Source organism: Streptomyces sp. SYP-A7185 (genome assembly GCF_046103685.1).
Classification (GTDB): domain Bacteria; phylum Actinomycetota; class Actinomycetes; order Streptomycetales; family Streptomycetaceae; genus Streptomyces.
This window is the reverse complement of record NZ_CP122310.1, coordinates 7,122,035-7,147,620: the sequence shown is the minus strand read 5'-3', so window position 1 is coordinate 7,147,620 and position 25,586 is coordinate 7,122,035. Positions and strand designations below refer to the sequence as shown.

Here is a 25,586-nt window from a genome sequence, read left to right as displayed (position 1 = left end):
CCAGGCGGGTACGTACGTTCGCATGACGCCTGAGCGCTCAGAGCCCGCGATTCCGCCGCCGCCCACCGCCACGTACCGGCTTCAGCTCCAGCCGGAGTTCCCGTTCGACGCCGCCGAGGCGGCCGTCCCGTACCTGGCATCGCTGGGGGTCTCGCACCTGCATCTGTCGCCGGTGCTGGAGGCCGTCCCGGGGTCGACGCATGGCTACGACGTCGTGGACCCCGCGCGCGTGCGCGGCGAACTCGGCGGCGAGGAGGGGCTGCGGTCCCTCTCGCGCACCGCGCGGGCGCACGGGCTGGGCCTCGTCGTGGACATCGTGCCGAACCACATGGCGGCGGTGCCGCGCCACAACCACGCCCTCTGGGAGGTCCTGCGGGAGGGGCCCGCGTCGCCGTACGCGCGCTGGTTCGACGTCGACTGGGACGCGGGCGACGGGCGCGTGCTGCTTCCGGTGCTCGGGCGCGGGATCGGGGACGAGCTGGAGCGGCTGCGGGTCGACGGGGACGTGCTGCGCTACCACGAGCACGCGTTCCCCCTCCGCGACGGCACCGCGGGGCTTCCGCTGCCCGAGCTCCTCGACGCGCAGTACTACCGGCTCGCCTGGTGGCGCCTCGCCCGTACGGAGCTCAACTACCGGCGCTTCTTCACCATCTCGGATCTCATCGGGGTGCGCGTCGAGGACCCCGAGGTGTTCGACGCGACCCACGCGAAGATCCTCGAACTGCTGCACGAGGGGGTCGTGGAGGGGCTGCGCATCGACCACCCCGACGGACTCGCGGACCCCGGGGCGTACCTCCAGCGGCTCCAGGAGGCCACGCGCGGACGCTGGACGGTCGTGGAGAAGATCCTCGCCGACGGGGAGCAGCTGCCGGCGGCCTGGCCCGTCGCGGGCACCACCGGGTACGACGCGCTGCGCCACCTCGACGGCCTCTTCACGGACCCGGCGGGGGCCGGCGAGCTCCTCGGCCAGTACCGCAGGTTCGCGGCGCCTCCCGTGGACCGGGGCGGCGACTGGGACGCGACGGTGCGGCGCGCCGCGTACAAGGTGCTCACCCATGAGCTGGCCGCCGAGATGGACCGCCTCACGCGGGAGGCGGCCGCGCTGTGCGCCGCGGACCCCGCGCTGCGCGACCACGCGCCGTGGGCCCTGCGCACCGCGCTCGTCGAGCTGCTCGTGCGGCTGCCCGTCTACCGGCCCTACGTCTCCGGGGGCGCCGAACCGGCTTCCGTGCTCACGGTGACGGCCGCGGAGGAGGCGAAGGCCGCCTTCGCCGTGCGGGAGGAGGCCGAGGCGGTGGACGTCGTACGGGACCTGGTCCTCGGCCGGCTGGCGTCCGGGCCCGCGGTCGACGGCTTCCGCGCGCGGTTCGCGCAGATCTCGTCGGCGCTGCGGGCCAAGGCGGTCGAGGACACGGCGTTCTACCGGCACGCGCCGCTCCTCTCGGCCGCCGAGGTGGGCGGCGCCCCCGAGCGTCCCGCGGTGTCACCGGAGGCCTTTCACGCCTACTGCGCGCGCGTGCAGCGCGACTGGCCGTACGCGGGAACGGTGCTCTCCACGCACGACACGAAGCGCAGCGCCGACGTGCGGGCGGGCATCGCCGTCCTGACGCAGTGCCCGCAGCGGTGGGCCGACCTGCTGGTCGAGGTGACCGAGCAGACCGCGCGGGTGGGCGGCACCAGCGCGCCCGACCCCCAACTGGCCTGGGCGGCCTGGCAGACGGCCGTCGGCTTCGGCTTCCCCTACGACGAGCGGCTCCAGCAGGCGCTGCTCAAGCACGTGCGCGAGGCGGGCCTGCACACGAGCTGGACCGAGCAGAACGAGGCGTACGAGAAGGCCGTGACGGCGTTCGTGGAGGCGGGCCCCTGCGGGCCGCCGCTCTACACCGTGGCGGAGTTCGCCGCCGGGCTGCTGCCCCATGTGCGGGCGAACGTCCTGGGGGCGACGCTGCTGCACCTGACGATGCCCGGGGTGCCCGACGTCTACCAGGGCACGGAGCACGAGTACCGGGCGCTCGTGGACCCCGACAACCGGCGGCCCGTGCGCTTCCAGCCGCATGTCCTGGCCTACCTGGAGCAGCACCGCGACCGCTGGGACCTCTCCGAGGAGAAGCTGGCCCTGACGGCGGCGGCGCTGCGGCTGCGCAGGCGGCACCCGGAGCGGTTCGGCGGCGCGGCGACGTACGAGCCGCTGGCGGCGCGGGGTCCCGGGGCGGCGCACTGCGTGGCCTTCGCGCGCTCCGGTGAGGTGATCGTGGCGGTGACCCGGCTGTCCTTGCGGCTGGCCGAGGCAGGCGGCTGGGACTCCACGGAGCTGGAGCTTCCGGAGGGGCGCTGGGCCGATCTGCTCACCCGGGGGCGGGAGTTCACGGGGCACGCGCGCGTGGCGGAGCTGTTCGGGGAGCTGCCGGTGGTGCTGCTCGAACGGGTCTCAGCGGGGGCGGACGAGTAGCCGGCGCGGCGCCCGCGCCATCAGGCCCCGGGGCGCGGGCCGGAAGCCGGGCGCCCAGCGCAAGCCCGGCATGGCGTCGAGCAGGGCTCGCAGGCCGCATTCGGCGGCGAGCCCGGCCAAGGCGGTGGCCGGACAGAAGCGCGGCCCGGCGGCTAGCACCAGGTGCGCGGGGTCCGCGCGGAAGATGTCGTACCGGTCGGGGTCGGCGAAGCGGAAGGGGTCGCGGCCGGCGGAGCCGACGAGGCAGGCGACGACGGCTCCCGCCGGCAGGGCCGTCCCGCCGAGCCGGACGGGCGCGGTCGCGCGGCGCAGCACGACGGGGGCGGGCGGATCACGGCGAAGGGATTCCGCCCAGGCGCCGGGTATCAGCCCCGGGCGGACGCGGACGAGCGCCAACTGGGCCGGGTGGTCCAGGAGGTTGGCGAGGAACGAGGCCAGCGCGAGGGCGGTGGTCTCGCCGCCACCGGCCAGCAGCGACTCGGCGAGCGCGGTGACCGCGTCGTCCGAGAGCACCTGTCCGTCCACGCGGGTGCGGCACAGGGCGGAGAGCAGATCGGTGCCGGGGTGGGCGCGCCGCCGCGCGACGTGGGGGCGCAGCAGCGCGGTCAGCTCCTGGCGGGAGCCGTCGGGACGCACCGCGCCCGTACGGCACCACTCCTGGACCCGTGCGGCGTCCTCCCACGGCAGTCCGAGCGCCGCGACGGCGGCGGCCGCGGGCAGCCAGGCACTGAACTCGGCGACGAGGTCGACCTCGCGCCGCCCGGATATGCGCCGGGCCAGGACATGGGCGGTGCGCTCGGCGGCGGCCCGCAGGGCGGGTTCCATGAGCCCGCGGGAGGCCGGTCCGTGACCCGCGTCCGCCGCACCGAGCCGGGCGTCGGCGAGGGCGGCCCGTACGTCCGCGTACCGGCTGAGCAGCCAGGCACCGAGCAGCTCGTCGCGGACGAGGGGGTGCCGCTCGCGCAGGGTCCGGTAGAGCGGATAGGGGTCACGCTCCACGCCGGCGTCCAGGAGGCTGAGGGGCCGTGTGGGGCCGGGCCGTCCGGCGCGCGGGGGCGAAGCCGGGGGCAGGGCGGTCGCGGCCCGCCCGGCATCCGGGGACGAACTCGGCGCAGCCGGCGACGGACGGGGCCCTCGCGGGGCCGAGCTCGTGTACACGGTCCCAGGGCATCACCGGAGAGCCGCACACGCAGGATCCATACACCCATTCGGGTGACGCTGCGGGACAACGCCGACGTGGGCTGATGTCCCTTGGGCCGCACGCTTGACACCTGCCCGACCGCGTGGCGTACTGCGGATTGCGTCAGCGGACAAGACGGGGGTGAGTCAACTGGCGGACCAACGCTATCCCAATGTGGCCGAACTCGTGCTGGCCTCACGGGAGTTGGTCGCGCACCGCCCCGAGCTCAGCACGCTGCGCCAAGTGGGTGTCTCGCGCGCGGGACGGCCCCTGCACCTGCTGTCCGTCGGCCGCTCACCCCGCGCCGTCCTGGTCGTCGCGGGCGCCCACGCGAACGAACCCACCGGAGGTTCGACGCTGCTCCACCTCGCGGAATGGGCCCTGCGGGACGAGGACCTGCGCGCCGACGCCTCCTGGCACTTCCTCCTGTGCGCCGACCCGGACGGCGCGAACCTGCACCGCACGCCAGCGCCGCGCACCCTCTTCGACTACCACCGGCACTTCTTCCGGCCCGCGGGGCCCGAGCAGCCGGAGTGGTCGCCCTCCGTGCTGCCGCCCGACCGGCTGCCGCCCGAGACCCGCGCCCTGACCGGCGTCATCGACGAACTGCGGCCCTACCTCCAGGTGTCGCTGCACGGCACGGATCTCGGCGGCAGCTGGGTGCAGTTGACGCGGGACATCCCGGGGCTCGCGGAACCGTTCGCCAAGTCCGCCGCGGAGCTGCGCATACCGGTGGAGACGGGAGCTTCGGACGCCGCGGGCTGGCCCGTGTCGGGGCCGGGGGTGCACGTGCTGCCGGGCCCGGGTTCGGCGGCCGCCTATCCGAGCCTCCCCGAGGACGCCCGGCACACCACCTGGCACCACGCCCACCGGTACGGCGGTCTGACCGCCATCGTCGAGGTCCCCATGTGGGCGAGCGACCTCGTGGACGACGCGGCCCCGCACCCCGCCCCGGTGCTCGCGCTGCGCGGCTTCGCGCGGCGGCTGCGCCAGGACGCGGGCCTGGTCGAGGCCGTCCTCGGCGAGGCGCTGCCGCGGCTCCCGGAGGCGCGGGGGCCGCTGCTGCGCGCGGCGCGCTGGGCGCTGGACCTGGTGCCCGGGCTCGCCGACGACTGGGCGCGGCTGCCGCCCGCGGGCACCTCGATGGCGTACATCGGCAGTGTCGACGCCTTCGGGCGGCGGCTTCCGCTGCGGGCCGCCGCGATGCTGCTGCGCGTCCTGGACGCGGCGGGCGACCCGGCCGCGCCCCGCCTCGAACGGCTCGTGCGGCACTGGAGCGACGCGTTCGCCGAGCGGTTCAGGGCGCGCTGGGTGCCGCTGGAGGACCAGGTCGAGCACCAGTCGCGGACGACGGTCGCCGCCGCGCGCCACGCACGCGTGCAGGACGACTGAGCGCCGGCACCCCCGCGTACGGAGCACGCGCACCGCCTGTCCTGAGAGGGCTTAGACCTGAGCGGGCTCAGACCTCAGAGGGCTCAGACCTCAGAGGGCTCGGAGGCGTGTCACGAGGCTGACAGGCGGAAGCTCATCTTCCCGAAGCTGATCTGATCGCCGTCCTGGACGACGGCCGCGCCGATCACCCTGCGGCCGTTCACGGACGTGCCGTTGGTCGACCCGAGGTCGCGCACCACCCACATACCGCCCTGCCGGCTCAGCTCGGCGTGCACCCGGGAGACCGTCTCGTGGCTGAGCCGCAGGCCGTTCGCGGGATCGCGGCCGATCCGCAGCGGATACGGGTTCCCCGGCACCGGCAGGAGCAGCTTCGGCAGCCGCTCGGCCTGCCAGGCCCTGCGCAGCCGGACCGTGAACCCGGAGACCGCGCCGACGGTGCCGAACACCGCACGGGAGAGACGTCCTTCGGTCCGCAGATCGGCGGTGAGCGCGGCGAGTTCGTCCGGCTGCCGGGCCGCCAGCGCCAGCTCCATGCGCCGCACGAACGTGTCGTGCGACAGCTTGCCGAGGGCGGCGCCCTCCCTGAGCACCTTCAGCGCCCTGTCGCGCTCGGCGTCGGTCAGCCGCGCGGGGTACGTGTGGATCTCAAAGGACGACGTCACCCTGGTGATTGTCGGTCAGCTCGGCCGGAGTGTCCAGAAAACGCGTAACGACCGCGAACCGATCACTTCTGCAGCACGATGGAAACCACGACCACGGATGACGCACGGAAGAAGACGGACGGACGGCAGCGGATGGCGGAGAAGGGGGAACGGTCGGTGGAGTTCGAGGTGTGGGCCCCGGGGGCCGAGCGAGTCTCGCTGCGGTGCGAGGACGCCACGTACGCGATGGAGCGCGCGGCAAGCCGGGCCGGGTGGTGGACGGCGCGCGCGGAGGCCGCCGACGGGGCGCGGTACGGCTTCTCGCTCGACGACGGCCCCGTGCTGCCCGATCCCCGCTCGCGGCGCCAGCCGGACGGCCCGGACGGGCTCAGCGCGGTCGTCGACCACGACCGGTACGCGTGGCGCGCGCCCTGGGCGGGGCGCGGGGTGCGGGACGCGGTCCTGTACGAGCTGCACGTGGGGACGTACACCCCGGACGGCACGCTCGACTCGGCCGCGGGTCGGCTCGGGCATCTCGCCGAGCTCGGCGTCACCCATGTGGAGCTGATGCCCCTCTGTCCGTTCCCGGGGCAGCACGGCTGGGGGTACGAGGGCGTCTCCCTGTGGGCGGTGCACGAGCCGTACGGCGGCCCCGAGGCGCTGAAACGATTCGTCGACGCGGCGCACGCCCATGGCATCGGCGTCGTCCTGGACGTGGTCCACAACCACCTCGGCCCGTCCGGCAACTACCTGCCCGCGTTCGGGCCCTACTTCACGGAGACCCACCAGACGCCGTGGGGCGCCGCCGTCAACCTCGACGCCCCGGGCTCGGACGAGGTGCGCGCCTATCTGATCGGCAGCGCGCTCGCCTGGCTGCGCGACTACCGCCTGGACGGCCTGCGGCTGGACGCGGTGCACGCGCTGCGGGACACGCGCGCGTGCCACTTCCTGGAGGAGCTCTCGGCGGCCGTGGACGAGCTGGCCGTCGAGCTCGGCAGGCCGCTCTCGCTGATCGCCGAGTCCGACCAGGGCGACCCCCGGGTGGTCACCCCGCGCGCGCAGGGCGGACTCGGTGTCCACGCGCAGTGGAACGACGACTTCCACCATGCCCTGCACACCACGCTCACCGGCGAAGCCCACGGCTACTACGAGGACTTCGCCCGCGCGCCCTTCGCCGCGCTCGCCAAGACGCTGACGGGCGGCTTCTTCCACGACGGCACGTACTCGACGTTCCGGGGGCGCCGGCACGGCCGTCCCGTGGACCGTGCCCGGACGCCCGCGTACCGCTTCCTCGGCTACACGCAGACCCACGACCAGATCGGCAATCGCGCACAAGGAGACCGGCTCTCCGCCTCCCTCTCCCCCGGTCTGCTCGCCTGCGCGGCGGCGCTGACCCTCACCGGACCGTTCACGCCGATGCTGTTCATGGGCGAGGAGTGGGGGGCGGCGACGCCCTGGCAGTTCTTCACGGACCACACCGATCCCGAGCTCGCCGACGCCGTGCGCCGGGGCAGGCGGCGGGAGTTCGCGGCGCACGGCTGGGCCGAGGGGGACATCCCGGATCCCCAGGACCCGGCCACCCGGGAGCGCTCCTGCCTCGACTGGGCCGAGCCGCTCACCGACCCCCACGCGCGCGTGCTGGCCTGGTACCGCGAGCTGATCGCCCTGCGGCGCTCCCGCGGCGACCTCCTCGACCCCGATCTGGCGGCGCTGCGGGTCGCCTACGACGAGGAGCGGCGCTGGTTCGCCGTCCGGCGCGGTGATCTGCGGATCGCGGTGAACTTCGGCAAGGAGCCGGTGGACGTCCCGCTGGGCGGCCGGGGCGCCCGCGTACTCGCGGCGTGGGACCCGGTCACCGCACCCGGAACGGACGGCCTGCTACGCCTGCCCCCCGAGTCCTGCGCGGTGCTCGCGACGCCGTGAGGCGGTAGGGGGTGCTTGCGAGGATGTGAGGCGGTACGCGGGGCCTGTCGCGCCGGGAGGCGGTAGGCGGTGCTTGCCGGGCCGGGAGGCGGTATGCGGTCCCGCCCGGCCGGGAGGGGCGTGCGGGCGTGGTCAGTCGACGATCGCCAGTTCGCGCGGCGTGGCGTTGAGGCGCCGGACGCCGTCGTCCGTGACCGTCACTATGTCCTCGATCCGCACGCCGAAGCGGCCCGGCAGATAGATGCCGGGCTCCACGGAGAAGCACATGCCGGGCACGAGCGGGAGTTCCTCGCCCTCGATCATGTAGGGCGGCTCGTGGGTGGTGACGCCGATGCCGTGCCCGGTGCGGTGGATGAACCGCTCGCCGTAACCGGCCTCGGTGATCACGGCCCGCGCCGCCCTGTCGACGTCCTGGCAGGCGGCGCCGGGCCGCACCGCGCGGCAGCCCGCCTCCTGCGCCTCGCGCACGACGTCGTGGACCCGCTGCTCCTCGGCGTCGGGCTCGCCCACGTGCACCGTGCGCGAGGTGTCCGAGCCGTAGCCGTGCAACAGGCCGCCGAAGTCGAGGACGACCATGTCGCCGTGCACGATGACGCGCTCGCCCGCCTCGTGGTGCGGGTTGGCGCCGTTCGGACCGGAGCCGACCACGGTGAAGTCGACCTGGGAGTGCCCGAACCGCCGCAGCAGGTCGGCGAGATCGGCGGCTATCTCGGTCTCCTTGCGGCACGCGAAGCGGACCTTCTTGATCTCTTCGTACGCGGCGTCCGCGGCCGCGCCGGCCGCCGCGAGGCGCTCCAGTTCGGCGGCGTCCTTGACGGCCCGGAGCATGGGGAGCGCCTCGGTCAGCGACACGTAGGAGGTGTTGGGCAGCTCTTTCTGGAAGCCGAGGAGATGCATGGCCCAGGAGTTGTCGCTGATCCCGAAGCGGCCGTCGACGTCCAGGAGCGGTGCGGTCGAGGCGTAGGGGTCCTTGCCGTCGGTCCAGTCCCGCAGCGTGAGCGCGCTCGCGCCTGCGGCCAGCTCCGCGTCCGGGGCCTCCAGGGTTGGCACCACGAGGACCGGCTCCTGCCCCGCGGCGAGGACGAGGACGGTGAGGCGCTCGGTGTCGGCGGTCGGCCGGTAGCCCGTGAGCCAGACCATGTCGGGCCCCGGGGCCACGAGCAGCCCGGCGAGCCCCGCGTCCGCGGCGGCGGACGCCGCGCGATCCATGCGGGCCTTGTAGTCGTCGGCGCTGAAGGGGGTGGGGGTGCCGGATATCGGGGTTCCGGTCGCGGGGGTTCCGGTCATGGGGGTGCCGGTCGCAGGGGTTCCGGTCATGGGTGGCCTCCAGGGGTGCTCGCTGCGGCGGGGCGGCGGCACGGCGTGACGCTTCGGGGTGCTCCGGGGCGTTTCGGCGAATCGGGGCGCGTCGAGCTGTGCGGTGCCTGTGCCGCCGATCCTGCCCCTGGCCCGGCCCGCGCGCGAGCCAATTGCGGCGGGGGCCGGGGTCGGGGCCGGAAGCCCGCGGCCCCGCCGCAGTCACGTGCCTAGCGTCCGGGGTTTGCCTAGTGGGGGTGGTGTGGGTGCGTGGCGTGTGGCTGTCGCTCATGCGACGCGCGGCGTGCGTGGCGTACATGGAGCGCGGCGCGTACGTCGGGTACAGCGCGTAGGCCAGGTGAGCGGCACATGCGTGGGGTGCCACGCGTACGCCGGGTGCGGCGCGTCCGTGGAATGCGGCGGGTGCCGCGCGCACGTGGCGTGCGGCACGAACGCCGAGTGCCATGTGTACGCCGGGTGCGGCGCGCACGCGGAAGGCGGCGGGTTCCGCGCGCACCTCGCGTGCGGTGCAGACGCGGAGTGCGACGCACAACTCCGGTGCAGCACCCACACCGTGCGCAGTGCGCGGCGCCTACGTGGGGGGTGCCGCGCGTACGGGAATGCGGCGCGAACGCCGAGTGCCGCGCCCACCTCGCGTGCGGTACAGACGCGGAGTGCGGCGCACAACTCCGGTGCAGCACCCACGTCGTGTGCGGTGCGCGGCACCTACGTGGGGTGCGGCGCGAACGCCGAGTGCCATGTGTGCGCCGGGTGCGGCGCGCACGCGGAAGGCGGCGGGTTCCGCGCGCACCTCGCGTGCGGTGCGTACGTGGTGTGCGGCGCACAACTCCGGTGCAGTACCCACGCCGTGTGCGGTGCGCGGTGCATACGTGGAGTGCGGCGCGAACGCCGGGTGCCATGAGTGCGCCGGGTGCGGCGCGCACGCGGAAAGCGGCGGGTTCCGCGCGCACCTCGCATGCGGTGCGTACGTGGAGTGCGGCGCACAACTCCGGTGCAGCACCCACACCGTGCGCAGTGCGCGGCGCCTACGTGGGGTGCCGCGCGAACGCCGAGTGCCATGTGTACGCCGGGTGCCGCGCGCTCGTAGCGTGGCGCGCCCGCCCCCCGTACGCCCCCTCCCTCAGGTCACGAAGCCCGGTGTCACCGACAGGGACTGGCGTGTGCCGTTCTCGTGGCGGACCGTCACCGTGACGTTCTTGCCCGGGGCCGCCGCCGCGACCGCCGTAGCCAGGGCCTTGGCCGACGCGATGCGGGTCCCGCCGAGGGCGAGCAGCACGTCGCCGCGTACGAGACCGGCGGTGTAGCCAGGGCCCGGGCTGTGGACGCCGACGAGCAGGGCTCCGGCACCCCTGGGGGCGTCGACGGCCTCCACGCCGAGCGTGGGACGAGCGGCCGCACGCCCCGCCCCCGCGGCAGACCCCTTCCGCGGTGGCTCCGGTCGGGCGGACGGGTCGGCGGCGGGCCGGGACGCCGTGCCGGGAGCGGCCGGTGCCCCCGGTCCCGCGGGCCCGCCACCGGGCGCGGCCTGCCCCTGGCCCAGCCCTTGCCCCTTGGCGCCACCCTGGCCCTGCGCCTGGCCCTGCGCCTGTTTCTGAAGGTCGGCGAGTTTGCTCATGCCGATGACGGTGGCGCTCACCGTGCCGATCCCCACCCCCGTCAGCACGAGGACGACCGAGAAGAGCAGGCCGAAGAGCACGGTGACCAGCCGCCGCCCGCGCCGCCGCGCGGCATGCGGGCGGTGGCCGCCGCCCGCTCTGTGCCCCGTACCGGGAGCCGGCGCCGTGCCGACCTTGCCTCCCGTACGGATCTTCCGGCCGGGGCCGGGCTCCCGGCCACCGCCCGGCTCCCGGCCCCCGCCGGGCTTGCGGCGGCCCACACCGAATCTCCGGCCGATGCCGAATCCGCCGCCTCTGCCGAACTTGCCGCCTGTGCCGGGCTCCTGCCCGGGCATCGGCTTGGGACGCAACGCAGTCTGTTCCATGGCTCGCCTCCGGCCACAGCCCTACCCGGCGTGACCCGGCGCGACGATTCACGAACGAGTGACGTCCAGGTGTGCGGCACCCCCGGCCGGGCCGCCCCTTCCCCCGGCCGGGGGCGCCGTCGCGGCCCGTCAGCCCGCGTGGCCTCCCTCGTGGCCCGACCCTTCGTGGCTCGACCCCTCGTGGCCCGACCCCTCGTGCCCGCCGTCATGGCCGCCGTGCCCCGCCCCGTGGTCGAACTTCAGGGCCTCCTTCGGCATGACCACGAAGGGCCGCATCATGCCCATGTCCTCGTGCTCCAGGAGGTGGCAGTGGTACATGAAGCGGCCGTACGCCCCGTCGAACTTGCCCATCACCCGCAGCAGTTGACCGCCGGGGACCAGGAAGACGTCCTTCCAGCCCCGCTCGTTCGGGGCGAGGGGGATCTCCCGCTGCGGGTCGAAGGCGATCGGGGCGAGGGTCCCGCCCACCGTGACGTCGAAGCCCGAGACGTCGTACGCGTCGCGGCCCAGGAGCTGGAAGTCGGCCAGGTGGATGTGCATGGGGTGGGTCACCGGCGGGTTCACCGCGAGGTTCAGGAAGCTCCACTGCTCGTGGCTGCCCTCCGCGACGGTGAACCCGAGACCGTCGTTGAAGGTGCGGGCCGTGCGGCGGTAGGTCTTGGTCTTCCCGTCCGCGCCCCGCAGCTGGATGACTCCCTCGGTCGCCACCCGGATCTCCCCCGGGTCCTTGACCTCGGCCATCTCCCAGATCTCCGGGTGGCCTCCGCCGCCCTTCGTGGCGGGCGGCGTCAGGACGATCAGCCGGTGGCCGTGCTCGATGTCGTGGCTCAGCGGCCGGAACGAACCCGAGAGGATCTCCGGGAGCGCGAACGGGTCGTCGACCTCGGCGTCCCGCACACGGAACTCCATGACCTGCGGATACCGCACGTCGTTCGCCGGGTCGGGCACCCCCGGGGCCTGGCCCCTGCCCTTGTTCACCAGACGCACCCGCCGGCCCGCGAGGGCACGGAAGTCTATCAGGAGGTCCATCCGCTCGGCCGGGGCGACGGTGAGCGTGGGCAGCGCCCCGTCGAAGTCGACCGGCACGGGCCGCGGCAGCAGACCGCCGTCGCTGCCGATCTGGTGCAGGACACCGCGCACCGGGTTGTTCTCCTCGTCGACGAGCACGAGGTCGTAGATACGGGCGTTCGACGCGTTCACCAGGCGGAAGCGGTGCCAGGCCGCGTCCACGTCCGCGTACGGCCAGATGCGGCCGTTCACCGTGGTGTACGGGCCCGTGAAGGGCAGGGACACCGGCTTGCCCGTCTCCGGGTTCTTGGCCTGGACGATGACGGTCTTGTGCAGCAGGCGGCCGTTCAGCCGTCCGTCCTCGTCCGTGTCCAGGTTCCGGTCGGCGATCAGCAGCGGGATCTCCCGCTCCCCGCAGGGGAGATGGAGCGCGTCCTCTTCGTCGTCCCGCACCAGATACGTGCCGTAGAGGCCCGCCTGGACGTTCCACCGCGTGATGTTCATCGCGTGGTCGTGATACCACCACTGGGCCGCCTGGTGGTCGTTCGGATACTCGGAGAGCTGGGCGTCCCCGAAGCCCACCGCGTTGTCCGCCCAGCCGTCGTTTCCCCCGCCGGTCTGCGCGCCGTGCAGATGCGTGACCGACCAGGCCGGAAGCGCGGCCACGTCCTTGTTCGGCTCGACGCCCCCGCGTCCGGGCAGCGTGGCGGGGCTCGGGTCGGCCCGCGGCACCTCCACCGAGGTGACGGGATACTCGCTGCTCTTCGGGATGCGGTTGGTCCACGCGATACGGATGCGGCGACCGCGCCGCACCTCGATGGTCGGACCCGGCACCCGCCCGTCGTACCCCCACATCAGGGTGGGCGGCAGCTGCGGGTGCAGCCGGATCCAGGCCGGGCGCAGCGCGATCTCGGTCTCCGCGGGCACGTCGGTCTCGTCGTGCACGTCGACGGAGTCCGGCCGGAGGACCGGCGGCACCGGGAGCGGCGCCACGTACGGCGTCAGCTCCCCGCTTGCCGTCCGCCCGGTCCGTCCCGGGTCCGGGGCCGGGTGGTCCGTGGTGCGCTCGATGATGTCGGTCAAGATGAACACCCCCGTGTTGATCAGTTCCGTTGATCAGTTCCGTTGATCAGGTCCGTTTGATCAGGTCCGTTGATCAATGCAAATGCAATGGCCCTTGTCCTGCGGCTCATTGGGCGGCCTGGTCAGTTGCCGCCCCCTCACACCAGATAAGACTCCCGGCACCCTCACCAAGTTCCATGAATCCCCCATTCCGCAGGAAAAGTATCGGAATGCACATAGGGAATTGGGCAGTCCTGTTGTGGGTCTGCCGTCAGTGACCGCTGTTACTTTCGGAGCATGACCGAACGTGCACTCCGTCTGCTGCGACAGGACCCGCGCTTGGCCGAGCTGGCCGCGTTCCCTTTCGCATTCGACCTGTCCCGCGCGGACCACGTCGAAGAGGTCCGCCTCGCGTCCGGTGGCCCGCTGGAGGCGATCGCCGGAGACGATTCCGGGGGCACGTATTTCGTGTGCGGAGACGGTTCCGTGCTGTACGCGGATTCCGAGGGGTCCGCCGGGGTCATCGGGGACAGCGTGGACGACGCCCTGGAGATCCTCGTAGGCCTCCCCGGCTGGCACGACTACGTGGGCCTGTCGCCGACCGACGGCGAGGCGCGGATACTCGCCGAAGTCGCCGACACGGAGGGCGACTTCCGCGAGGACTGCGTGCCCGACCTGGACGCGCACCGCAGCGAACTGCGGGCCGCGCTCGGCCTCCCCGCGCGCTCCCCCGTACAGCTCGTCGCGCGTCTGCACGCGGCCCTGCTGCGCACCGAACCGGACCACCTCCTCCTCAACGCGGCCGAGCACCTGGCGTACCGGCGGCTGGACCCGCATCCGCGCCCGCCCCTGTGGGAGCAGGTGCTCGCCAAGGGGCGCACCGACCTGGCCCTGCTGCGGACCGGCGACCGCACGGTCTGGGACGGCGTCGCCCGGGACCGGCCGCGCCGGGTGGCGGCGCTGCGGGCCGCGCAGTACGACCGGCGGAACACCGACCGCACGCTCCTGCGCCATCTGCTCAAGCACGAGGCGGACGCCTCCATGTCGGACGAACTGCGGCTCGCCGTCGTGCTGGTCGGGCTGCACTGCCTCGACGAGGACCTGCCGCTGCTGCGCGAGGTGCACGAGACGACGTACGACACCTGGTGCGGTCTGGCCGGGCTTCCGGAGGAAGCGGGTCAAGTCCAGGAGTGGGCGCGGTCGTTCGACGTGTCCAACTACGGGGTGGACCCCGACGACGAGCCGGAGACCACCTGGCTCGAACTCGCCCGCGAGCAGGGCATGGTGGAGACGGCCCGCACCCATCTGATCCGCGCACTGGACGACACCGGGCCCGACCCGGCACAACTGGCCGTGCTGCGGGACGAGTTCACGCTGATCGGCGACTACACCCAGGCGATCCGCGCCCAGTGGCTGCACCGCTCGCTCCAGGGCACCGAGCGGGCCCGCGCGGACGCGGACGCGCGGCTGGCCGAGTTGGAGCGAAAGGCGGTGGAGGCCGCGGGGGCGGAGTCGTAGGGGCCACCAGGACCGAGCCGCGCCACACCCCGACGTGACGCCCCTCGCCATCCCTCGCCGCCCCATGCCGCCCCATGCCGCACCTCGCCATCCCTCGCCGCCCCTCGCCATCCCTTGCCGCCCCTCGCCGCCCTCGCCATCCCAAGCCGCCGCTCGCCGCCCTCGCCATCCCGCCCCGCCCGCACCCCCTCGCCCCCCCTCGCCATCCCTCACCGTCCCGCGCCGCCCCACACCAACCACACCAACCACACCCCACACACCCACACACCCACACGCCCCCACACCAGCTGACGCGGTAGCCGCCGGGCCAGGCCAAGCCCGGGGCCGGGGCCAAGCCCGGGGCCAAGCCCGGGGCCAAGCCCGGGGCCAGGGCCAGGCCCGGGGCCAGACCCGGGGCCGGGGCCAAGCCCGGGGCCGCGAAAAGCCGACCCCGCCAACCACCCGCTCACCTGAGCACCCCGCATCACAATCTGGTCTCGCTGCCCCTCCAGGGTCTTGCCACCCGCCCGTGTAATCGATTCCAATCCTCCGTGTAATCGATTCCACAAGGAGGTGGACCGGCGATGGCGAGCATCAAGGACGTCGCGGCCGAGGCAGGCGTGTCCGTCGCCACGGTCTCCCGCGTCCTGAACAGTCACCCCTCGGTCAGCCCGGCCGCCCGCGCCCGCGTCCTCGCGGCCGTGGAGAGCCTCGGCTACCGCCCGAACGCCGTCGCCCGCTCCCTGCGCACCGCCGAGACCCGCACGCTCGGCCTGGTCATCAGCGACGTGCTGAACCCGTACTTCACGGCCCTGGCCCGCTCCGTCGAGGAAGCGGCCCGCGCGCTGGGCTACAGCGTGATCATCGGCAACGCCGACGAGCGGCCCGAGCTCCAGGACCACCACGTGCGCACGCTCCTGGACCGCAGGATCGACGGGCTCCTGGTCTCGCCCACCGACGGCGGCTCCCCGCTGATGCTCGACACCGCGCGCTCCAGCACGCCGATGGTCTTCGTGGACCGCTGGATCCCGGGCGTGGACGTCCCCGTCGTCCGCGCCGACGGCCGCCGGGCCGTGCGTGATCTGGTCGCTCACCTGCATGGCCTCGGCCACCGCAGGCTCGCGATCATCGCCGGTCCCGCGGCCACCACCACCGGCAGCGAGCGCGTCGAGGCCTTCCGCGAGGCGCTCGCCGCGTACGGGCTTCCGCTGCCCGACGACCACATCGGGCAGGGCGACTTCCAGGCCGACAGCGGACGCCGGGCCACCGAGCGGTTCCTGGCACTGCCCGAGCCGCCGCACGTCATCTTCGCCGCGGACAACCTGATGGCGCTCGGCTCGCTGGACGCGATCCGCGCGCACGGGCTGCGCGTGCCGCACGACATCGGCCTCGCCGCCTTCGACGACATCCCGTGGTTCGTGCACACCGACCCGCCGATCACCGCCATCGCGCAGCCGACCGGAGATCTGGGCCGGGCCGCCGTACAGGCCCTGGTCGACCGCATCGAGGGCAGGAGCCCGCGGTCCGTGACCCTGCCCGCACGTCTCGTCGTACGCCGCTCCTGCGGCGAGTCCCCCACCGACCAGAGGAGCACCACGTGAGCGACAAGGACGCGTTGCCGCGCGACGCCGACGGCGGCCGCGAGGAGCTGCTGCGGATCGAGGGGATCCGCAAGACGTTCCCCGGCGTCGTCGCACTCGACTCGGTCGACTTCGACCTGCGCCGCGGCGAGGTGCACGTACTGCTCGGCGAGAACGGCGCGGGCAAGAGCACGCTCATCAAGATGCTCTCCGGCGCCTACCGCCCCGACGCGGGACGCATCCTGGTGGACGGCGAAGAGGTCCGCATCCACGGGGCACAGGACGCCGAGCGGCTCGGCATCGCCACGATCTACCAGGAGTTCAACCTCGTACCCGACCTCACCGTCGCCGAGAACATCTTCCTTGGCCGCCAGCCGCGCCGCTTCGGGATGATCGACCGCAAGGCGATGGAGGCGGCCGCCGGGGAACTCCTCGAACGGGTCGGCGTGCAGGTGTCGCCGCGCGCCAAAGTGCGCGAACTGGGCATCGCCCGGCTCCAGATGGTCGAGATCGCCAAGGCGCTCAGCCTGGACGCGCGCGTCCTGATCATGGACGAGCCGACGGCCGTCCTGACGAGCGAGGAGGTCGACAGACTCTTCGCGATCGTGCGGCAGTTGCGGGCGGACGGCGTCGGCGTCGTCTTCATCACCCACCACCTGGAGGAGATCGCGGCGCTCGGCGACCGCGTGACCGTCCTGCGCGACGGCCGCAGCGTCGACCAGGTGCCCGCGTCGACCGCCGAGGACGAGCTCGTACGGCTGATGGTGGGCCGCAGCATCGAGCAGCAGTATCCGCGCGAACGCCCGGACACCGGGGGCGCGTTGCTCTCCGTGCGGGGCCTCACCCGGGACGGCGTCTTCCACGACGTCAGCTTCGAGGTGCGGGCCGGTGAGGTCGTCGGCCTCGCGGGGCTCGTCGGCGCGGGGCGGACCGAGGTGGCGCGTGCCGTCTTCGGCGCCGATCCGTACGACGCGGGTTCGGTCGACGTACGCGGTGAACGGCTGCCCCGGCACGACGTGATTGCCGCGATGGGCGCCGGCATCGGCCTCGTACCGGAGGACCGCAAGGGACAGGGGCTTCTCCTCGACGCCTCCGTGCAGGAGAACCTCGGTCTGGTGACGCTGCGTTCGGCGACGCGGGCCGGGCTCGTGGACCTCAAGGGGCAGCGCGTCGCGGCGGCCGGGATCGCCGAGCGGCTCGGCGTGCGGATGGCCGGGCTCGGCCAGCACGTGCGCACGCTGTCCGGCGGCAACCAGCAGAAGGTCGTCATCGGCAAGTGGCTGCTGGCCGACGTCAAGGTCCTGATCCTCGACGAGCCGACGCGCGGCATCGACGTGGGCGCGAAGGTCGAGATCTACCAGCTCATCAACGCACTGACGGCCTCCGGCCACGCGGTCCTGATGATCTCCAGCGATCTGCCCGAGGTCCTCGGCATGAGCGACCGCGTGCTCGTCATGGCGCAGGGCCGCATCGCGGGCGAACTCACGGCGGACGAGGCGACGCAGGACGCGGTGATGGCGCTCGCCGTCAGCAGTACGGCGGCGGACACCTCCGCGGCGACAGAGAACGAAGCAACCGAAGGGAAGGCCTCCCGTGGCCACTGAAACGCTGAAGAGCAACGCGGGTGGCGCCACCGGCCTTCGCCGCGTCCTGCTCGACAACGGCGCCCTGAGCGCCCTGGTCGTCCTGCTCGTGGCGATGTCGCTGCTGTCGGGCGACTTCCTCACCACCCAGAACCTGCTCAACGTGGGCGTGCAGGCCGCCGTCACGGCGATCCTCGCGTTCGGCGTCACCTTCGTGATCGTCTCGGCGGGCATCGACCTGTCGGTCGGCTCGGTGGCCGCGCTCTCGGCCACCGTCCTTGCCTGGTCGGCGACTTCGCAGGGCCTTCCGGTCTGGCTCGCGGTCGTCCTCGCCGTCGGGACCGGCGTGGCGTGCGGGTTCGTGAACGGCCTGCTCGTCTCGTACGGCAAGCTCCCGTCGTTCATCGCGACGCTGGCGATGCTGTCGGTGGCCCGCGGTCTCTCCCTGGTCATCTCGCAGGGCAGCCCGATCCCGTTCCCCGACTCGGTCTCCCACCTCGGCGACACCATCGGCGGCTGGCTGCCGGTCCCGGTCATCGTGATGATCGCGATGGGCCTGATCACGGCGCTCATCCTGGGGCGTACGTACATCGGCCGGTCCATGTACGCGATCGGCGGCAACGAAGAGGCGGCCCGGCTCTCCGGGCTGCGCGTGAAGCGGCAGAAGCTCGTCATCTACGGCCTGTCCGGCCTCTTCGCCGCCGTCGCGGGCATCGTCCTCGCCTCCCGTCTGGTCTCCGCGCAGCCGCAGGCCGCCCAGGGGTACGAGCTGGACGCCATCGCCGCGGTCGTCATCGGCGGCGCCAGCCTGGCGGGCGGGGTCGGCAAGGCGTCCGGCACCCTGATCGGCGCGCTGATCCTGGCGGTCCTGCGCAACGGCCTGAACCTCCTGTCCGTGTCCGCCTTCTGGCAGCAGGTCGTGATCGGCGTCGTCATCGCGCTCGCGGTTCTCCTCGACACCCTGCGCCGCAAGGCCGGGGCGACCCCGGGGGCGTCGACCGGCGCGGCGGCCGGCGGCGGGAAGAAGGGGCCGCAGGTGCTGAAGATGGCCCTCGCGGCCGTGCTGGTCGCGGCCGTGGTCGGCGGTGTCTCCTTCTTCAACAGGGGCTCTTCCTCCGGCACGACGACGAAGGTCGGCATGTCGCTCTCCACCCTCAACAACCCCTTCTTCGTGCAGATGAAGGAGGGCGCGCAGGCGGAGGCCGAGAAGGCGGGCATCGATCTCACGGTCACGGACGCGCAGAACGACGCGTCGCAGCAGACCAACCAGTTGCAGAACTTCACCGGCGAAGGCATGAAGTCGATCATCGTCAACCCCGTGGACTCGGACGCCGTGGGTCCCGCGGTGCGGGGCGCCAACAAGGCGGACATCCCGGTGATCGCCGCCGACCGCGGCGTGAACAAGGCGAAGGCCGCGACCCTCGTCGCCTCCGACAACGTCGCGGGCGGCAAGCTCGCCGCGAAGACCCTCGCGGAGAAGCTGGGCGGCAAGGGCAAGATCGTCACGCTCCAGGGCGTCGCGGGCACGTCGGCGAGCCGCGAGCGCGGCAAGGGCTTCGCCGAGGGCATCAAGGAGTACCCCGGCATCAAGGTCGTCGCCTCCCAGCCCGCGGACTTCGACCGCACCAAGGGCCTGGACGTCATGACGAACCTCATGCAGTCGAACCCCGGCATCGACGGCGTCTTCGCCGAGAACGACGAGATGGCGCTCGGCGCCGCCAAGGCCCTGGGCGGCAAGGCGGGCAAGTCGGTCTCGGTGGTCGGCTTCGACGGAACGCCCGACGGGCTCAAGGCCGTCGAGGCGGGCACGCTGTACGCGTCGGTGGCGCAGCAGCCGAAGGAGCTGGGCAAGATCGCCGTGCAGAACGCGGTGAAGGCGGTGCGCGGCAAGGACGTCGACTCGATGGTGAAGGTCCCGGTGAAGGTGGTCACGGAGAAGAACGTGGCCGACTTCTCCTGAGGCCGCCTCTTGAAGCCGCCCCTCCTGAGGCCGCTGCCCCTTGAGGCCAGCGCCTCTTGAGGCCGCCGCCCCTTGAGGCCATCACGCGGGACATCCCCACCGTCGTACCTACGCAGGAGCTGGACACCACAGATGCACGACGACCACGACGACGCCACGTACGACCTCCTGGTCGTCGGGTCGGCCAACGCCGACCTGGTGATCGGCGTCGAGCGCCGCCCCGCCCCCGGCGAGACGGTCCTCGGCTCCGACCTGGCGACCCATCCGGGCGGCAAGGGCGCGAACCAGTCGGTCGCGGCGGCCCGCCTGGGCGCCAGGACCGCCCTGCTCGCGCGGGTCGGCGACGACGCGCACGGGCGGCTCCTGATCGACTCCCAGCGCGCGGCGGGCGCGGACACGGTCGGCGTCCTGGTCGGCGGGGCGCCCACGGGCGTCGCGCTGATCACCGTCGACCCGTCGGGCGACAACAGCATCGTGGTCTCGCCCGGCGCAAACGCCCGGCTGACCCCCGAGGACATCCGCGCGGCGGGCAGTCTGCTCGCCGCGTCCAGGGTGGTCTCGACGCAGCTGGAGATCCCCGTCGAGTCGGTGACGGAGCTCGTACGCACCTTGCCGGCCACGGCGCGCTTCGTCCTCAACCCCTCGCCTCCGGCGCCGCTGCCGCGGGAGGTCCTCGCGGCCTGCGACCCGCTGGTGGTGAACGAGCACGAGGCGCGGTACATCCTGGGCGACGGCGCGGCGGCCTCGGACTCCCCCGCGGACTGGGCGCGCGCGCTGCTCGCGCTCGGCCCCCGCTCGGTGGTGATCACCCTGGGGGCCGAGGGAGCCCTGACGGCGTCCCCCGGTGGCTCCCCCGTCTCCGTGCCCAGCCCCGAGGTGGACGCGGTGGACACGACCGGCGCGGGCGACGCGTTCACGGCGGCCCTGGCCTGGCGCCTGGGCCTGGGCGATGACCTCCCGACGGCGGCGGCGTACGCGACGCGCGTGGGGGCGGTCTCGGTCACCCGGCAGGGCGCCCAGGAGTCCTACCCGACGGCGGACGAGATTCCGGTCCGGGAAGACGGTGCGCCGGCATGAAGAGGAGCGGCATCCTCAACCGCCATCTCTGCGGCGCCCTGGCCGAGTTGGGCCACGGGGACACGGTTCTGGTCTGCGACGCGGGCATGCCGATCCCGCCGGGCCCCCGGGTCGTCGACCTGGCGTTCCGTGCGGGAGTCCCCTCCTTCGCCGAGGTCCTGGACGGCCTGCTCGCCGAGCTGGTGACGGAGGGCGGAACGGCGGCGACGGAGGTCCGGGAGGCGAACCCGGCGACCGCCGAGCTCCTCGCGGCCCGCGTCACGCCCCTCGCCCTGATCCCCCACGAGGAACTCAAGGACCGCACGGCCACGGCCCGCCTGGTGGTCCGCACCGGCGAGGCCACGCCGTACGCCAACGTCCTGCTGCGGTGCGGGGTGTTCTTCTAGCCGACCCCGCCGGGAAAGCTCAGCGTCCGGTACACCGTCACCCCGCCCGCCAGTTCCGTGCACGCCTGGGCCGCCGCGCTGACCCGGGCCGTGTACGAGGGGTCGGCGGTGTCCAGCAGGATGCCCAGGGTCGTGCCGCTGTGGGCGACGGCCACGCCCAGGCCGCCGACCTCCCGGCAGATCTCCCGCATCGGCTCCAACGCCGCTTTGTGGCGCAGGAGTTGGTTCATCCGGGCGCTGCGCGTCGCGACCCGGCCCACCTCCGCGAGGTCGCGGCGGCGCACGGCGCACGCGAGGCGGTCGAGCAGGCGGGCGTACTCGTGGCGGTCGGCCAGGGTGAACGGCTTGGGGATGCGGTTGAAGTCCACCGTGTCGACCGAGCCGCCCTCGTCGATCCCCACCACGGCCATGACGGGCAGCGATCCGAGGATGCCGCGCAGCCGCACGGTGCGGTGGTGGAAGGCGACGATCGCCGGATAGAGCACCCCGTCGGTGGGTTCGATCTCCGCCAGCAGCCGCTCGATCCGCGCCGGCGGCATCGGGACGCCCAGCGCCTGTCCGACCGCCCGCGCGGTCGCGACCAGATCGGCCGATGAGCTCGCAAGCCCCTTGCCCTCGGGGATGACGCTGGTGACGTGGAGGGTCCCACCGGCCGCCACGCCCGTCTGCCGGTGCGCCAACTCGGCGATCGTACGCGCCAGTCGGAGCGCCTTGGTCTTGTGCGCGGGACGGACCGCCACCTCCCCGAAGCCGGGTTCGGGCCGGAACGTGGCCATCGTCCACCGCGCGACGGGCAACGTCACCAGGAAGTCGCCGTCCTCCTCCGGCAGCACGCCCTGAAGCAGCTCGCCGAAGGTCCCGAAGGCGGTGCCCACCCCGATCCCGGCCGATCCCGCGTCCATGGCCGGGCGGGGCCGCGGCCCGGCCTCCTGGAACAGCTTCACAGGTCTCCTCTCAACGTCCCGTACGCCTCCAGCGCCCACAGGCTGCCACACCCTTCATCGTCTTGACAATCATTTTCATCTAGTGTGATGCTCTCGGCTCGTCGACCGACACAGGGGGCAGCGACAGAGATGCACGACCACATAGCCGAAGCGGTGAAGAAACCCGATCTCATATCCCTGGAGCCGGACTTGGTCTGTCTCCGGTTCGAGACGATGAAGATCTATTCGGCTCTGGGAGCGGTCCGCCACCTTCTCGACACGGGAGCGGTGAAACCCGGCGACACGCTCATCGACAGTTCCAGCGGTATCTACGCCCACGCACTGGCGCTCGCCTGTCACCGCCACGGAATGAAATGCCACATCGTGGGTTCCACGACCGTGGACCACACGCTCCGCGTCCAGCTGGACATTCTCGGCGCCACGCTGGAACAAGTGCGGCCGTCCAGGAATCTCCGGCTCGACCAAGAGCTGAGAGTGCGGCGCATCGCCGAGATACTCGAAGCGAATCCCTCCTACCACTGGATGCGGCAATACCACGACCGCATTCACTATCTCGGCTACCGCGACGTGGCCGCGACGATCGACGCCGAGGTGCCCGAAGGGCCGCTCGCCCTGGTGGGCGGGGTCGGCTCGGGGGCTTCGACCGGTGCCATCGCCGGATATCTGCGGGACGCGGGCCGCGATGTCTCGCTCGTCGGCGTCCAGCCTTTCGGCAGCGTCACCTTCGGGTCCGAGCACGTGGCCGATCCGGACATGATCATCGCCGGTATCGGCAGCGCCATCGAATTCCAGAACGTCCGGCACGAGGCCTATGACCGCGTGCACTGGGTGAATTTCGACTGCGCGGTCTCCGGGGCGGTCTCGCTCCTCAGGAACAGCGGGATATTCGCCGGTCTGTCCACCGGCGCCGCCTATCTGACCGCTCTCTGGGAACAGCGCCGCGACGCCTCCCGCACGTACGTCTTCATCGCCGCGGACACGGGCCACCGCTATGTCGAGAGCGCCTACGCGAAACACGCCGAGGCGCCGGACATCGACACCCTGAAGCCGCACGAGATCAGCTCGCTCGACGAGCTGCGGCACCCCTGGTCGACCACGTCCTGGCCCGACCTTCCCTGAGGGCTCCGGCCTGCGCCGACGGCCCCGGCCCTTCCCGACGACGCCGACCTGCGCCGACGGCCCCGCGCTCCCTGACCCTGCCCGGCCTTTCCGCCGGCGTCCACCACCACACGGAGAGAACTCCCCATGTCACACCCCGATCCGCGCACGCCCCACAACGTCGCGGAGCTCATCGACGCCGTCCTGGCGGGCGCGTACGGTCCCGACCCCAAAGACCTCTCCGTCACCAGCGCGTTCTGGCTGTACAACACCACCCGTCTCGCGGGCAGCCAAGTGACCTACCACAACCACTACTTGCTCCTGCGGGTCGGCACGGCGTTCGGCGCCTGCTCCTTCGAGGCCGGTGAACTCGGCCCGGACTTCTGCGAGAACGCCTCGGGCCACAGCCTCGACAAACTGCTGCGCGCCGAGTCCACGCCCGTCCGCATCGCCGCGCTCGACGCCTATCTCGCGCAGGTGAGCCCGCACCGGGACGCCGCCGAAGCCGAGCGCGTCGCGCTGCCCACCGGCACCCCGGAGGTCCGGGCGGTGGCCCGCGACGCCGCCATCGCCGGGCTGCTCGACATCGAGCCGGGCGCCAAGGTGGCCCTGATCGGCGTGGTGAACCCGCTCGTCGCGGCCATACGGGAGCGGGGCGGGGTCTGCCTGCCCTGCGACCTCAACCTCCGCACGACCCAGTGGGGCGACCCGGTCACCGACGACATGACGGAGGTCCTCCGGGAGGCCGACGCGGTGGTCGCCACCGGGATGACGCTGAGCAACGGCACCTTCGACCTGATCCTCGCGCACTGCCGCGAGCACGGGGTGCCGCTGGTCGTGTACGCGCAGAGCGGCAGTGCCGTGGCCCGCGCGTTCCTGTCCGCCGGGGTCACCGGGCTCTCCGCGGAGCCCTTCGCGTTCTCGCAGTTCAGCGCGGACGAGACGCCGCTCTACCGCTACAAGGAGGCGGCGTGAGCGTCGACTCCAAGGAGCCCGCCGTGGCGCGCGGGGACGCGGGCGCGGACGAGGCGCTGCCCGGTGACTGGCGGATGGCCCGTGCGCTGTGGCCCGTCCTGGTCGCCTCGGCGGTCGGCCTGCTGCCGTTCACCGTCTTCAGCACGTACTTGGTGCCGATGGCCGAGGACGCCGACAGCAGCGTCGCCACCCTGGGGGGCTTGCGCGGACTCGGCGGGCTCGCCGCCCTGCTGGTGGGCACCGCGCTCGCCCCGCTGATCGACCGGGTGCGCAAGGAGTGGGCGGCGGCGGGCGGGCTCGCCGCGCTCGGGGTGTCCGCGGCGCTCGGCGCGAGCGGGGACTTCATCCTGCTCGCCGTGTTCTGCCTGCTGGTCGGCGCCAGTACGTCGGTCCTGAACCCGGCGCTGACCGCGGCGGCGGCCGACCGCTTCGGGTCCGGGAAGGCCGCGGGGCGCGCGGCGACGCTCGTCACGGCCACGCAGTCGATGACCGCGATGCTGGCGGCGCCGGTGATCGCGCTGCCCGCGCTGTTCTGGGGCTGGCAGGGCGATCTGTTCGCCGTGACCGGGGTGTCGCTGCTGCTGGCCGCGGTCTTCTTCGTACGGGGCAAGGACAGGCCGGTCGAGGAGCGGGACGACTCTCCGCGCCTCGGCTACATCGCCTCCTTCAAGGCGCTCGGGGCGATCCCCGGTGTCGTGCCGCTGCTGCTCATCGCCCTGCTGCGCACCGCCGTCTTCATGGGATACCTCTCCTACCTTGCGGCCTATTACGACGACCGCTTCCACCTCGACCCCGGGCTCTTCGCGTTCGTGTGGACGCTGAGCGGCGCGTCGTTCTTCGTCAGCAACCTCCTCACGGGGCGGATCACGAACTCCGAGGACCCGCGGCTCGGCACCGAGCGGATGCTGGCCGTCGGTCTGCTCGCCGCGCTCGTCTCGGTCGTGGGCTTCTACTTCACGCACTGGCTGCCGCTCGCGCTCGCGATGACGTCCCTGCACGCCGCGAGCCATGCCGTCGTCGCCGCGTGCGTGGTCAGCCTGCTCGTCCGGCGCTGCGGAACACAGCGCGGCGCGGCCCTGAGCGTGAACGCAGCGGGCATGAGCCTCGGTGTCTTCGTGGGCGCAGGCCTGGGCGGCCTCGGCCTCGGCCTGGCCGGCTACCCGGGAGTCGCGGCGACGTTCGGCGCCCTGGTCCTGGCGGCACTGGCGGCAGCGGCGGTCGTCCTCCGGACAGACCGGACAGACCGGGCGGAAGGCGAGCTGCTGGAGGAGGACGGCCAGGCATCCACGGGTGCCGCCGACGGAGACCCGGCGGACGGAGGTGCGGCAAGCGAAGGCCCGGCGGACGGTGAAGGCCCCGCCGGCAAGGGGGCCGCGAAGGGGTCCGGGACGACCCCCACCTAGCGCCACGCGTCCGCCGCGCCGCAGCCGCGGTCGCAGCCGCAGCCGCCCGGGGGGAGTCCGGTCGGCGACCGGCCGCTCTCCCACCCGCCATCCGGCACATCCCTGCCCCATCCCCCGACCCGAGAGGCCC

The 25,586-nt window shown here is 73.1% G+C and carries 18 protein-coding genes; 12 read left to right on the top strand and 6 right to left on the bottom strand.

Translation table 11 applies throughout. The annotated features are described in order from the left end of the window. Window positions 1–22: 22 nt before the first annotated feature. Complete coding sequence (gene treY / locus QBL25_RS31330; RefSeq protein ID WP_409060295.1) at window positions 23–2,449, top strand: malto-oligosyltrehalose synthase; 2,427 nt, start codon at window positions 23–25, stop codon at window positions 2,447–2,449. Here treY and QBL25_RS31325 read toward each other — a convergent pair. Further along, window positions 2,429–3,448, bottom strand: coding sequence for a cytochrome P450 (locus tag QBL25_RS31325; RefSeq protein ID WP_409060294.1), 1,020 nt, complete (start codon window positions 3,446–3,448; stop codon window positions 2,429–2,431). The genes treY and QBL25_RS31325 overlap by 21 nt on opposite strands. Window positions 3,449–3,803: 355 nt before the next feature. Between QBL25_RS31325 and QBL25_RS31320 the strand changes: the two genes are divergently transcribed. Then, window positions 3,804–5,021, top strand: coding sequence for a M14 family zinc carboxypeptidase (locus tag QBL25_RS31320; protein WP_409060293.1), 1,218 nt, complete (start codon window positions 3,804–3,806; stop codon window positions 5,019–5,021). A 110-nt stretch (window positions 5,022–5,131) separates the two neighbouring features. On the opposite strand, the gene QBL25_RS31315 is transcribed toward QBL25_RS31320, so the two are convergent. After that, window positions 5,132–5,683, bottom strand: a complete 552-nt coding sequence (locus QBL25_RS31315) for an FHA domain-containing protein (protein ID WP_409060292.1) — start codon at window positions 5,681–5,683, stop codon at window positions 5,132–5,134. Between the two features lie 156 nt (window positions 5,684–5,839). Here QBL25_RS31315 and treZ point away from each other — a divergent pair, with 156 nt between their 5' ends. Beyond that, window positions 5,840–7,585: a malto-oligosyltrehalose trehalohydrolase gene (gene treZ, locus QBL25_RS31310; RefSeq protein ID WP_409062837.1), complete on the top strand. Its 1,746-nt coding sequence runs from the start codon at window positions 5,840–5,842 to the stop codon at window positions 7,583–7,585. A 132-nt stretch (window positions 7,586–7,717) separates the two neighbouring features. On the opposite strand, the gene QBL25_RS31305 is transcribed toward treZ, so the two are convergent. The 3 genes from QBL25_RS31305 to phsA form a co-directional block, all read right to left on the bottom strand. Continuing rightward, window positions 7,718–8,872: a M24 family metallopeptidase gene (locus QBL25_RS31305; protein ID WP_409062836.1), complete on the bottom strand. Its 1,155-nt coding sequence runs from the start codon at window positions 8,870–8,872 to the stop codon at window positions 7,718–7,720. 1,150 nt (window positions 8,873–10,022) lie between these two features. After that, the gene (locus QBL25_RS31300; RefSeq protein ID WP_409060291.1) at window positions 10,023–10,883 is read right to left on the bottom strand and encodes a PDZ domain-containing protein; all 861 of its coding nucleotides are present in this window, start codon (window positions 10,881–10,883) and stop codon (window positions 10,023–10,025) included. A gap of 129 nt (window positions 10,884–11,012) precedes the next feature. Further along, window positions 11,013–12,974 carry an O-aminophenol oxidase PhsA gene (gene phsA, locus QBL25_RS31295; RefSeq protein ID WP_409060290.1) on the bottom strand — a complete coding sequence of 654 codons (1,962 nt, stop codon included), beginning with the start codon at window positions 12,972–12,974 and terminating at the stop codon, window positions 11,013–11,015. A gap of 276 nt (window positions 12,975–13,250) precedes the next feature. Here phsA and QBL25_RS31290 point away from each other — a divergent pair, with 276 nt between their 5' ends. The 6 genes from QBL25_RS31290 to rbsD all read left to right on the top strand — a co-directional run bounded on the left by QBL25_RS31290 (window position 13,251) and on the right by rbsD (window position 21,036). Next, a complete protein-coding gene (locus QBL25_RS31290; protein ID WP_409060289.1) occupies window positions 13,251–14,471 on the top strand; it encodes a hypothetical protein in 1,221 nt (406 codons plus the stop codon). Window positions 14,472–15,034: 563 nt separating this feature from the next. Next, the gene (locus QBL25_RS31285) at window positions 15,035–16,051 is read left to right on the top strand and encodes a LacI family DNA-binding transcriptional regulator (protein ID WP_409060288.1); all 1,017 of its coding nucleotides are present in this window, start codon (window positions 15,035–15,037) and stop codon (window positions 16,049–16,051) included. Further along, window positions 16,048–17,634, top strand: coding sequence for a sugar ABC transporter ATP-binding protein (locus tag QBL25_RS31280; RefSeq protein ID WP_409060287.1), 1,587 nt, complete (start codon window positions 16,048–16,050; stop codon window positions 17,632–17,634). Before QBL25_RS31285 ends, QBL25_RS31280 begins: the two co-directional genes overlap by 4 nt. Then, window positions 17,624–19,573 (top strand): substrate-binding domain-containing protein, encoded by a 1,950-nt coding sequence (locus QBL25_RS31275; protein WP_409060286.1) that lies wholly within the window; start codon window positions 17,624–17,626, stop codon window positions 19,571–19,573. Before QBL25_RS31280 ends, QBL25_RS31275 begins: the two co-directional genes overlap by 11 nt. 132 nt (window positions 19,574–19,705) lie before the next feature. Next, window positions 19,706–20,650, top strand: coding sequence for a ribokinase (locus tag QBL25_RS31270; RefSeq protein ID WP_409060285.1), 945 nt, complete (start codon window positions 19,706–19,708; stop codon window positions 20,648–20,650). Beyond that, window positions 20,647–21,036, top strand: coding sequence for a D-ribose pyranase (gene rbsD, locus QBL25_RS31265; RefSeq protein ID WP_409060284.1), 390 nt, complete (start codon window positions 20,647–20,649; stop codon window positions 21,034–21,036). The genes QBL25_RS31270 and rbsD overlap by 4 nt, the downstream gene beginning before the upstream one ends. Here the strand turns inward: rbsD and QBL25_RS31260 are convergent. Beyond that, window positions 21,033–21,938, bottom strand: a complete 906-nt coding sequence (locus tag QBL25_RS31260; protein ID WP_409062835.1) for a kinase — start codon at window positions 21,936–21,938, stop codon at window positions 21,033–21,035. The two genes, rbsD and QBL25_RS31260, sit on opposite strands and share 4 nt — an antisense overlap. Before the next feature lie 171 nt (window positions 21,939–22,109). Here QBL25_RS31260 and QBL25_RS31255 point away from each other — a divergent pair, with 171 nt between their 5' ends. The 3 genes from QBL25_RS31255 to QBL25_RS31245 all read left to right on the top strand — a co-directional run bounded on the left by QBL25_RS31255 (window position 22,110) and on the right by QBL25_RS31245 (window position 25,456). Further along, window positions 22,110–23,099 (top strand): pyridoxal-phosphate dependent enzyme, encoded by a 990-nt coding sequence (locus QBL25_RS31255; protein ID WP_409060283.1) that lies wholly within the window; start codon window positions 22,110–22,112, stop codon window positions 23,097–23,099. A 126-nt stretch (window positions 23,100–23,225) separates the two neighbouring features. Beyond that, window positions 23,226–24,053, top strand: a complete 828-nt coding sequence (locus QBL25_RS31250) for a Rossmann-like domain-containing protein (RefSeq protein ID WP_409060282.1) — start codon at window positions 23,226–23,228, stop codon at window positions 24,051–24,053. Further along, window positions 24,050–25,456 (top strand): MFS transporter, encoded by a 1,407-nt coding sequence (locus tag QBL25_RS31245; protein WP_409060281.1) that lies wholly within the window; start codon window positions 24,050–24,052, stop codon window positions 25,454–25,456. The genes QBL25_RS31250 and QBL25_RS31245 overlap by 4 nt, the downstream gene beginning before the upstream one ends. The last annotated feature ends 130 nt before the right edge of the window (window positions 25,457–25,586 follow it).